The 9353-nt window shown below is 65.3% G+C and carries 12 protein-coding genes; 4 read left to right on the top strand and 8 right to left on the bottom strand.

What is annotated here, in order from left to right; all coding sequences use genetic code 11:
* The coding region (locus tag MU407_RS12980; protein ID WP_246958119.1) for an integrase core domain-containing protein at nucleotides 1–236 on the top strand (236 nt) is incomplete at its 5' end.
* A gap of 385 nt (nucleotides 237–621) precedes the next feature.
* Here MU407_RS12980 and MU407_RS12975 read toward each other — a convergent pair.
* A complete protein-coding gene (locus MU407_RS12975; RefSeq protein WP_246958117.1) occupies nucleotides 622–1323 on the bottom strand; it encodes an SOS response-associated peptidase in 702 nt (233 codons plus the stop codon).
* A 156-nt stretch (nucleotides 1324–1479) separates the two neighbouring features.
* Here MU407_RS12975 and MU407_RS12970 point away from each other — a divergent pair, with 156 nt between their 5' ends.
* Nucleotides 1480–2160, top strand: coding sequence for a metal-dependent transcriptional regulator (locus tag MU407_RS12970; RefSeq protein ID WP_246958116.1), 681 nt, complete (start codon nucleotides 1480–1482; stop codon nucleotides 2158–2160).
* Here the strand turns inward: MU407_RS12970 and MU407_RS12965 are convergent.
* From MU407_RS12965 to MU407_RS12955, 3 genes are read right to left on the bottom strand one after another with little or no spacing between them, the layout of a single operon-like run.
* Complete coding sequence (locus MU407_RS12965) at nucleotides 2136–3038, bottom strand: metal ABC transporter permease (RefSeq protein WP_193119571.1); 903 nt, start codon at nucleotides 3036–3038, stop codon at nucleotides 2136–2138. The two genes, MU407_RS12970 and MU407_RS12965, sit on opposite strands and share 25 nt — an antisense overlap.
* The gene (locus MU407_RS12960; RefSeq protein WP_246958114.1) at nucleotides 3035–3778 is read right to left on the bottom strand and encodes a metal ABC transporter ATP-binding protein; all 744 of its coding nucleotides are present in this window, start codon (nucleotides 3776–3778) and stop codon (nucleotides 3035–3037) included. The genes MU407_RS12965 and MU407_RS12960 overlap by 4 nt, the downstream gene beginning before the upstream one ends.
* Nucleotides 3775–4710 (bottom strand): metal ABC transporter substrate-binding protein, encoded by a 936-nt coding sequence (locus MU407_RS12955; RefSeq protein WP_246958121.1) that lies wholly within the window; start codon nucleotides 4708–4710, stop codon nucleotides 3775–3777. Before MU407_RS12955 ends, MU407_RS12960 begins: the two co-directional genes overlap by 4 nt.
* Before the next feature lie 212 nt (nucleotides 4711–4922).
* On the opposite strand from MU407_RS12955, the gene nrdI reads away from it, so the two are divergent.
* Nucleotides 4923–5432, top strand: a complete 510-nt coding sequence (nrdI, locus tag MU407_RS12950; protein WP_246958112.1) for a class Ib ribonucleoside-diphosphate reductase assembly flavoprotein NrdI — start codon at nucleotides 4923–4925, stop codon at nucleotides 5430–5432.
* Entirely contained in the window at nucleotides 5429–6439 is a 1011-nt protein-coding gene (nrdF, locus tag MU407_RS12945) for a class 1b ribonucleoside-diphosphate reductase subunit beta (protein ID WP_246958110.1), read from the top strand. Before nrdI ends, nrdF begins: the two co-directional genes overlap by 4 nt.
* Nucleotides 6440–6677: 238 nt before the next feature.
* On the opposite strand, the gene MU407_RS12940 is transcribed toward nrdF, so the two are convergent.
* The 4 genes from MU407_RS12940 to MU407_RS12925 form a co-directional block, all read right to left on the bottom strand.
* Nucleotides 6678–7316, bottom strand: a complete 639-nt coding sequence (locus MU407_RS12940) for a hypothetical protein (protein ID WP_246958108.1) — start codon at nucleotides 7314–7316, stop codon at nucleotides 6678–6680.
* A 49-nt stretch (nucleotides 7317–7365) separates the two neighbouring features.
* Complete coding sequence (locus MU407_RS12935; protein ID WP_102237470.1) at nucleotides 7366–7647, bottom strand: hypothetical protein; 282 nt, start codon at nucleotides 7645–7647, stop codon at nucleotides 7366–7368.
* A 25-nt stretch (nucleotides 7648–7672) separates the two neighbouring features.
* The gene (locus MU407_RS12930; RefSeq protein WP_102237471.1) at nucleotides 7673–8386 is read right to left on the bottom strand and encodes an ATP/GTP-binding protein; all 714 of its coding nucleotides are present in this window, start codon (nucleotides 8384–8386) and stop codon (nucleotides 7673–7675) included.
* Nucleotides 8387–8721: 335 nt separating this feature from the next.
* Nucleotides 8722–9210 carry a hypothetical protein gene (locus MU407_RS12925; protein WP_246958106.1) on the bottom strand — a complete coding sequence of 163 codons (489 nt, stop codon included), beginning with the start codon at nucleotides 9208–9210 and terminating at the stop codon, nucleotides 8722–8724.
* Between the last annotated feature and the right edge of the window lie 143 nt (nucleotides 9211–9353).

The raw sequence follows: 9353 nt of genomic DNA, 5'->3' as shown, positions 1-9353 counted from the left end.
GGAGGACCGGAGTGTGCTGGGACAATGCCGTCGCGGAGAGCTTCTTCTCCTCGCTGAAGAACGAGATGTATCACCACCACGTATTCTCTGAGCATCGTCGGGCACGATTCGCGATCGCCGACTACATCGAGGCTTTCTATAACCGCGCCCGCCTCCACTCATCGCTCGGCTACCGCACCCCCGCCAAGGCGTGGACCGAGCAGACCACCCCCACCACCCTCCCAGTGGTCGCCTGACCACCGGAGAACACATCGACTGTCCGAAATCCTTGACACACCCCACCTACTGGATGCGCGACGTTGACAGCGGGCGTGCCGAGCCGGCGACCAAGACGCGCCAGACGGAGATCCGCGAGGACGACGCTGATCTGATCGCCGTCCAGACCTACTGCAAGATCAAGAGCCGCTGACCTCACCTGGGTGAGGGCCACGGGAGGGCTCCTCGCTCGGCTGTATGCGGCCGGGTCGGAGGCCGGCGCTCTGGGTCTCCGGTCGGCCAGCCGCGCGGGCGATCTCCTGCCCCATCGCCTTTGCATCCTCGCCGGTAAGCACCCTATGCAGACCGGAGAACCTTTCGGGTGTGGCCATGGCTCCTGGTCCGTTCGATCAGTTGTGCTCGAGGTCAGATCGGTGCGATCAGGGAAGGATCGGAGCGGTCCAGGCCGCGGACGCTGTTGACCTGCCGATCTACGGGGCGGGTGACGAGCTGCCCCGCGATCGTGGAAGAGACGTCCTCGAGCTGCGCGAGCAGCGGCGCCTTCTGGTCGGCCTCGAGCTTCCCGGGGGAGAGCCACTCCTCGATCACGTCCTCGGTCAGGAAGGTCGGCATCCGGTCGTGGACCTCGCCTCCGGCATCCCGCGCCTCGCGCGTGATCACCGTGAAGGACACATCCCACGCGTCGTCCTCGTCCTTCCTGGCGGCGGTGAGACCGGCGGCGTGCAGCAGCTCCCCGTCAGGGTGGTGGATGAAGTACGGATCCTTGCCGCCGTCGGCAGCCTCGGCCCACTCGTAGTAGCCGGTCATCGGGATCACGGCCCGGGCACTTGAGAACGCGCCGCGGAACATCCCGTTGCTGCTCACGGTCTCCAGGCGCGCGTTGATCGGCCGAGGGCCCTTGTCCTTCGCCCACGCCGGGTGCAGGCCCCAACGGGCGAGCTCGAGGGTGCGGTGCTTCGCTCCGTCCTCGTCGACGAACTCGCGCACCACGGGAGCCTTCGTGCGCGGCGGGATGCTGTAGGTCGGCTCCCACTGAGCTGCCCGGTCGTCGCTCGTGGCGATGTAGGAGCGCAGCAGCCCGTCTCCGTTGCCGGGGGAGAGATTCATTCGGCTGAGCATTGTTCTCAGGGTTCTGCGTCAGTGCCGGATGAGGCGCGGGCCCGGGACGCACCTCACGGTCGATGCCTACTACGTGAGTCCGTGGCGCGCCGAAGCCTCGAGTTCTATATAGCTAAGTTGAAGCTTCGAGGCTATCGTCGTGCCATGTCCGTCGATGAGCTGTCTGCGAGTGCCCAGAACTATCTGAAGGCGATCTGGGGGTTGTCCGAGTGGAGTGACGAGCCAGTGACGTTGAAGCTCATCGCGCAGCGGACCGGTGTTGCCCTGTCGTCCGCTTCGGATGCGGTGCGGAAACTGACTGAGCAGGGTCTTCTGTCTCACGCGAGGTATGGCTCGGTCGAGTTGACGGAGGTCGGTCGTTCGTACGCGCTGGTGATGGTGCGGCGGCATCGCTTGATCGAGACGTTTCTGGTGGAGACCCTCGGGTATCGGTGGGACGAGGTCCACGAGGAGGCCGAGCAGCTCGAGCACGCCGTCTCGGACTTGATGGTGGAGAGGATCGATGACGTTCTGGGTCGCCCCCGGCGTGACCCGCACGGTGATCCGATCCCTGCAGCGGACGGAACAGTGACCGTGCCTGATGCGCGGCGTCTCACCGACGTCGGAGCGGAGGGCAGGTTTGTGGTCGAGCGGATCTCGGACACGGACCCGGCGATGTTGCAGTTCTTCGAGTCCCAGGGCATCGGAGTCGGGGCCACGCTTGTGGTCGCGGCGGGAGCGCCGTTCTCCGATGCGCTGGAAGTTCGTTCTGGAGAAGTGGGCTCGCCAACGTTGCTGGGACGCTCTGCGACAGATGCCCTCTACGTCTCGGCGGATCCAACCTGATCCTCACGCCGGCGCGCCGTATCGCGTCGATACCGGCGGACTCCAGCCTTTTTGCTGAGCAGGCCGTGCTTGGGACTGATGAGGTAGACGAGCGCGAAGGCGCATCCCTGGGTGAGGACGACGAGGCCGCCTGGTGAGGCGTCGACCCAGTAGCTGATGTAGATCCCGACCACGGAACAGAGTGACGAGAGGACCGGCGCGATCACGAGCATCCGCCCGAAGCGGTCGGTGAGCAGGTAGGCCGTCGCTCCGGGAATGATGAGCATCGCGACGACGAGCACCACTCCCACGACCTGTAGAGCGGCAACTGCGGTCAGCGCCAGAAGACCCAGCAGCAGCGCGCCGAGGAATCGGGGAGACAGGCCGATGGCGTGGGCGTGTGTCGGGTCGAAGGCATAGAGCGTGAGGTCGCGACGTTTGAACACCAGGGCGATGAGAGCCACGGTTGCCAGGATCGCGATCTGGACGAGATCTGCGCGGGAGACGCCGAGGATGTTGCCGAAGATGATGTGATTGAGGTCGGTCTGGCTGGGTGTGACCGAGATCAGGACCAGCCCCAGGGCGAAGAGAGTGGTGAAAACGATGCCGATGGCCGCGTCCTCCTTCACGCGGCTCGTCCCACGGACGAGACCGATCATTCCGACCGCCAGGAACCCGAAGACGACCGCACCGATGGCGAAAGGGACGCCGAGGATGTAGGCGATGACGACTCCGGGGAGGACGGCGTGAGATACGGCATCCCCCATGAGCGACCATCCGATGAGCACCAGCCAGCACGACAGCAGTGCGCACACCACGGCAGCGATCACGGTCGTGACGAGCGCACGGGTCATGAAGTCGTAGGAGAGCGGCTCGAGGAGCCAGTCGAGCGGCGTCATGCGGCACCCTCCTGCTGCAGAACGTCCAGACCGAAGGCGAGAGCGAGCCTCTCGGGCGTGAGGGCCTCGTCCACCGGGCCGTGGAAGAGGATGGTTCGCAGCAGCAGCACGGCGTCGTCGGCCAGCTGCGGCAGAGCATGGAGGTCGTGGGTGGAGACAAGGACGGTGCGGCCGTCGTCCGCGAGTGCGCGGAGAAGATCGACGATGGTGGCTTCGCTGCGCTTGTCGACGCCGGCGAAGGGCTCATCCAGCAGCATGATCCGTGCGTCTTGGGCGATCCCGCGGGCGACGAAGGCGCGCTTCTTCTGCCCGCCGGAGAGCTGGCCGATCTGTCGATCGGCGTACTCCGTGAGCTCCACCCTCTCCAAGGCTTCGTCCACAGCGATGCGGTCAGCGGGCCGAACTCGGCGCGTGGCGCCCTGGTGGCCGTACCTTCCCATCATCACGACGTCTCGGACAGAGACGGGGAAAGCCCAGTCGACGTCCTCGCTCTGGGGGACGTAGCCGACGAGTCCTCGCCGCCTGGCCGGCGCCGGCTGCGCGCCATTCAGCAGGACGCTGCCTGCGTCAGGCCGGACCATGCCGGTGATCGCCTTGAACAAGGTGGACTTCCCGGAGCCGTTCATTCCGATCAACCCCGTCACCGCACCCGCCCGCACCGCAACAGATACGTCGTCGAGGGCGAGTACATCGCCGTAGCGGACGGTGACACCTTTGACATCGATCGCCGCTGTCGTCATGAGTCCTCTCCGGTGAGTCCCGCAGTGATGGTGTCCGCATCGTGGCGGATCAGATCCAGGTACGTGGGCACCGGGCCGCCTTCCTCGGAGAGCGAGTCCACGAACAGCGTTCCTCCGAAGCGTGCATTCGTAGCACCCACAACCTGCTGCATGGGGTCGTCGGAGACCGTCGACTCGCAGAACACGGCGGGGACCTCGTTCTCGTCGACGAACTCGATCGCGGAGGTGATCTGCTGCGGGGTCGCCTGCTGCTCGGCGTTGACGGGCCAGATGTACTTCTCGGTCAGCCCGGCATCTCGGGCGAGGTAGGAGAATGCGCCCTCGCAGGTCACCAGCGCTCTCTGGCTGGTCGGAAGACTTTCGAGCTCGCCCGTCAGGTCATCTTGGACCTGCTGGAGCTGCTGCTTGTAGGTCTCCCCGTTCCTCTCGTAGTCCTCAGCGTGTTCCGGGTCGAGATCGCTGAACGCCGCGACCATGTTGTCGACGTACACCTGCACGTTCTTCGGGCTCATCCAGGCGTGCGGGTTGGGCTTGCCCGCGTAGGCGTCCCCCGCGATGTCGATGGGATCGATCCCCTCCGAGACCACGACATGAGGCACATCGACTTCCTCGACGAACTGGCCGAACCACACCTCCAGGTTCAAGCCGTTGTCCAGGATCAGGTCGGCATCCGAGGCCTTCCGGATGTCTCCCGGCGTCGGCTCGTACCCGTGGATCTCCGCGCCAGGCTTCGTGATCGACTCGACCACGAGGTGGTCGCCCGCAACATTCTCCGCGATGTCCTCCAGCACGGTGAACGTCGTCAACACCACCGGCTTCTCTCCGTCGTCGGCAGCATCCGGCCTGGCCCCAGCGGAGCAGCCGGTGAGCACCAGCGCCGCACTCGCAACGACCGCGCCGAGCACAGCCTTCCATCGCCCTCGCACCTGCATCAGTGACCTCTCTCCGCTCACGACCACACGCGTGGTCACTTCTAGACGCCCAGATCCTAAGGTTCGACACGCCGAAGTTTCAAACCCGGCGTGGCGTACGCTTGAGGGCCGTCGGGCTTGATATCACTACATGTGTCACCCCCGCGGAGTGCAGACCCAACATCTAGTAGTTCAAGGTCGGGTCGAGTGTGACGACGACGAAGGAGGGATCGATGACGGCAGGCATCGAGCGCGCGGCACCGGGACTCGGAACACGTGACCTGACGCCACAGGAGTCAGCAGATCTCGTGTTCTTCTCCAGCGTCTCCGAGAACACGCTGCGCTTCGTGGAGAGGCTGGGGCGGCCTGCGGTGCGGATCCCGCTCCGACCCCGCATCGAGGGGATGATCCGCGTATGCCGCCCCTTCGTTCTGGTGGTCCCCACCTACGGCGGCGGCGAGCAGGCCGGGGCCGTACCGAAGCAGGTCATCGCCTTCCTCAACGATCCCGCCAATCGTGCTCTGCTGCGCGGGGTCATCACCGCGGGCAACACCAACTTCGGCGAGCACTACTGCCTCGCCGGCCCAGTCATCTCCCGAAAGTGCGGCGTCCCAGAGCTCTATCGCTTCGAACTCCTTGGCACCCAGCGCGACATCGAGCGCGTGAACGAAGGGCTCGACCTGTTCTGGCAACGGACAGCCACGACGAACGACAAGAACAACGAACAGAGGAGAACAGCATGACCGCCACAACAGCCGTAGAAGGCTCCATCACCCCTCCGGCATACCGACACGACCCCAGCGCACCGCTGCGTCCGATCAACTGGAACCGCGTGAGCGACGAGAAGGACCTCGAGATCTGGAACCGCCTGACCGCGAACTTCTGGCTGCCCGAGAAGGTGCCCCTGTCCAACGACCACCAGGCCTGGCAAGCACTCGCGCCCCATGAACGAACCCTCACCATGCGAGTCTTCACCGGCCTTACCATGCTCGACACCGTGCAGGCCACCGTCGGGGAGATCTGCCAGATCCAGGACGCCCGCACAGAGCACGAGGAAGCCGTCTACACCAACATCGCCTTCATGCAGTCCGTCCACGCCCGCTCGTACTCCTCGGTGTTCTCGACCCTGACCAGTACCCGAGAGATCGATGAGGCCTACCGCTGGGCGATCGGAAACGACCTGCTTCAAGCGCGATGCAAGAAGGTGCTCCAGTACTACTACGGGCCCGACCCGTTAAAGCGGAAGGTGTCCTCCACCCTGCTCTCCAGCCTTCTGCTCTACGCCGGCTTCTACCTGCCGCTGCACTTCTCCGTGCACGCCACCCTGACCAACACCGCCGACATGATCCGACTCATCCTGCGCGACAAGGCCGTGCACGGCTACTACTCGGGCTACAAGTACCAGCGCGGCCTCGAGGCTCACCCCAACCGCCGCGACGAGATGAAGGAGTTCACGTACACCCTGCTCGAAGAGCTCTACGACCTTGAGCTCGACTACTCAGGCGAGCTCTACGAACCCCTCGGGCTAATGGACGATGTCGCCGCATTCGTGCGCTACAACGCGAACAAATCCCTCATGAACCTCGGCTACCCGGCACGGTTCACCGCCGAGGAGACGTCAGTCAGCCCAGAGATCCTCGCCGCCCTCGCCCCCAGCGCCGACGAGAACCACGACTTCTTCAGCGGAAGCGGATCGTCGTACATCATCGGCAAGGCCGAGCACACCAGCGACGACGACTGGGACTTCTAGGCACGCAGACTCACCTGTCGGACGCGAAGCGGTACCGCGCATGCCCCGGATCGCTACGACCCGGGGCAAGCACTCAGCGCAGACCGTGCTGCGACAGACCTGAACCCGTCCGCAGGTCTGCCGCAACGGCTCGCCTGGCCACTCGCACTCAGATCGAATGCCAGCGTGAATCGTCCGCACATCGAGAACCTCCCTCAGGCTGCCCCCAGTATGGGGCGAGGGGAGGGGATCCGCGAGGTTACTCGATGCCGAAGCGCTCGAAGAACAGGCGCATGTTGTCGTCACGGTCCGCGCGGAGTGCCTTCTCACGAGCTCGCCACGACGGATCGACACGGTCGGCGTACTCGGCCGATTCCGCATCGCTGAGGAGGAGGCACGAGGTGTCCCCCTGAATCATCTCGGCGACGTCGTTGATCTTGTAGTTGTACCAGCTGATCACTGCCAGGTTGCCTTTCGACTTCCTCATCAGGTGGTTCGAGACCTCCCCGTTCTCGTCGACGAGGATGTCCTGGCTGATGACCGGGGGCTCCTTGGTCCGGGCCAGCAGTGGGTGGGCGACGTAGCCGTTGTCCCGAGTGAACTCGTCCGACCAGCGGTTGCACAGGGCGTTCGTCGCGGGGTCCTTGAACAGCTCGGCGGACAGGCTCTCGGCGAAGTTCGTCATCGTGCTGCCCGTCGTCCAATCGCCGACCTTCAACGGGATCGACAGGTGCATGAACTGCTCAGTGGAGCGTCGGAAGATCCTCCCCGAGCGCACCGTGCGCGCAAAGGTCGCCACCAGGATCAGATCGCGGCCGTGCCCGATCGGGTACGTGACGATCTCCTCGCGAGCAAGCGCCCAGGTGGGCCCGTCCTTGATGTCGAGGTTCTCGGGCATCGTGCTCTCCTATCAGCGTGCCTGGACTGGATGTCTCTGGTCGGATGGATCAGCTCGCCGGCCGGGGCCGTGGATCCATGAAGTCCTCGAGGGTGAGGTCCTTGGTGGCCTCGTAGGTGAAGGGGAACCCCTGGCCCTGATCTGTGGCTCGATCGGTGAGCAGGAGGAGACCCTCGAGTGGCCCGACTTGGGTGACCTCCTCGGTGAGCGACACGTCCTCGATCTGGCCGCTGGCATGGGTCAGGCGGACCGTGGTGACAGCCTCCCTGCGGTTGCCGGTCGGCTCGCCGAATCCGAGGTGTGCGCTGGTGATCGGGTCGGTGACGTTCATCGGTGCTCCCAGGAGGTCAGGGTGGTTAGGACACGTCGGTGACGACGGTCTGGTACTGGCCGATGCGCAGCTGCTTGGACGTGGTCAGCTCGACGGGGATCGTGCCGGTCTCACCGGTGTTCGACTCCCACTCGACGCCCCAGTGCGCGGTGATGTTCACGGTATACAGCCCATCGGGCTGTTCATCGCTCATCTGCTCGTAGACGTGGCCGCAGTCGGGGGAGGGGTCGATTCCGGTGCCGGGGTATTCGGTCCCGGGTCCGTCGCACTCGATCGTGGTGCCGTCGCCCATGTCGATCGACATGCCCGTGAACTTGGCCGTCGCGGTGACGGTCACCGCCCCGGCGGAGGCGCTGGTCGTGTTCGGACCCGTCGTGGTCTCCCCGGGGTTGGCCACCCACAGCCACACCGGCAGCCCCACGGCGCCGAGGGTCTCGGTGTCGTTCGGTGTCGAGGCGATTTCCGGGGCTTCCAGCCCCATCTGGGAGACCGCGGTCTGCGCGAGCTCGGCGGGATCCACCTGAGGAGCGGCTGGCTCGCCGCCCTCCTGAGGCGCGGGATCCGGAGCGGGAGCCGCCGGCGCTGCCGGATCCGCAGGCTCGGGCTGGCCCTGGTCCATGCCGTCGAAGAAGGCGGTGGGTCCCCCGTTCTGCCCCTGCAAGTACGCTCCGTCGGGCTGGTACGTGGCTCGGGAGCCGTCGTCGAGGATCTCGACGTTGTCCGGGCGGCTCGAGGACACCGAGGACGGAGACCCGCTCGAGTAGTTCCCGACGCTGGCCCGGCCACCGCTGCTGACGGAGGTGGTTCCCCCTCTGCTGCCGCCTCCGGAGGACTTCCCGCCGCCGCTAGAGGACTTGCTCCCCCCGTTCGAGGAGCCGCCGCCCGACGACTTCCCCCCGCCGGACGAGCTACCACCCCCACCAGAGGACTTCCCGCCCCCGTTACCAGGGTCCTTCACCTCGACCTTGACGTTCGCACTACCACCATCGTCACCGAGGTCGAGGTCAACGCCCCCTTCTGCGAAGGCGGGAGGGAGGGACAGGAGAGCGATCGATGTTGCTGCGGTGCCAACAGTCAGCCGGCGAAGTGCGCGTCGCATGTCGTCTCCTCGTCGTAGTAGCCCTTCTGCTGGATCATCCACGGCTCTGAGCTCGACTCGCGAACGAGCTTGAACTGGCCGACGACTTTGAGACTCGCGTTGTTGATCTCAACGGGCTTCCCATCCTTGGTCGCCTCGAATCCCGTGCCGTCGTCGCAGAACTCAACCGTGGCGGTTGTGTCTTCTTCTTCGGTGACGGTCCAGTTGGTCAGCTTGCGCTCCCCCGTGATGACGGCCCCGGACTCTGCACGATCTGCGTCGTCCGTCTTCTGCTTCTCCGCGAGCTCGGGGATCAGGAAGTCATCTGCGTAGCTGGTGTCCTTCCAGCCATCGGCCGCGGCTGCATCCGAGGCCTCGAAGTACGCCTCGACACGTTCCTGGGGTGTGGCGTCGGCGGGGTCGGCCGTGGGTGGGGCCTCCTGGCTGGTGGCCGTCGTGGGGGGGGCCCCGGCTCTTATACACATCTGGCGCTGCCGACGGTACTCCTTGGGGGGATTTTGGGGGGTGCCGGCGTGCTATAAAAAAAAAAATCGAGGAGCCCCGAGCGAGTACTAGTAGTCGGCACGTGACACCGGCGCGGTGACCTTAGCTGTCGACGTACCAGTAG

The sequence above is a fragment of the Brachybacterium sp. Marseille-Q7125 genome (assembly GCF_023062615.1).
In the GTDB taxonomy this organism is placed as follows: Bacteria; Actinomycetota; Actinomycetes; order Actinomycetales; family Dermabacteraceae; genus Brachybacterium.
Note: the sequence above shows the minus strand (reverse complement) of the source record. Positions and strands in the feature narration are given on the sequence as shown.

Coding starts and splice junctions, on each gene's coding strand:
- MU407_RS12975 (WP_246958117.1), bottom strand. CDS start 1,323: ATGAATCTCTCCCCCGGCAACGGAGACGGGCTGCTGCGCTCCTACATC.
- MU407_RS12970 (WP_246958116.1), top strand. CDS start 1,480: ATGTCCGTCGATGAGCTGTCTGCGAGTGCCCAGAACTATCTGAAGGCG.
- MU407_RS12965 (WP_193119571.1), bottom strand. CDS start 3,038: ATGACGCCGCTCGACTGGCTCCTCGAGCCGCTCTCCTACGACTTCATG.
- MU407_RS12960 (WP_246958114.1), bottom strand. CDS start 3,778: ATGACGACAGCGGCGATCGATGTCAAAGGTGTCACCGTCCGCTACGGC.
- MU407_RS12955 (WP_246958121.1), bottom strand. CDS start 4,710: ATGCAGGTGCGAGGGCGATGGAAGGCTGTGCTCGGCGCGGTCGTTGCG.
- nrdI (WP_246958112.1), top strand. CDS start 4,923: ATGACGGCAGGCATCGAGCGCGCGGCACCGGGACTCGGAACACGTGAC.
- nrdF (WP_246958110.1), top strand. CDS start 5,429: ATGACCGCCACAACAGCCGTAGAAGGCTCCATCACCCCTCCGGCATAC.
- MU407_RS12940 (WP_246958108.1), bottom strand. CDS start 7,316: ATGCCCGAGAACCTCGACATCAAGGACGGGCCCACCTGGGCGCTTGCT.
- MU407_RS12935 (WP_102237470.1), bottom strand. CDS start 7,647: ATGAACGTCACCGACCCGATCACCAGCGCACACCTCGGATTCGGCGAG.
- MU407_RS12925 (WP_246958106.1), bottom strand. CDS start 9,210: ATGTGTATAAGAGCCGGGGCCCCCCCCACGACGGCCACCAGCCAGGAG.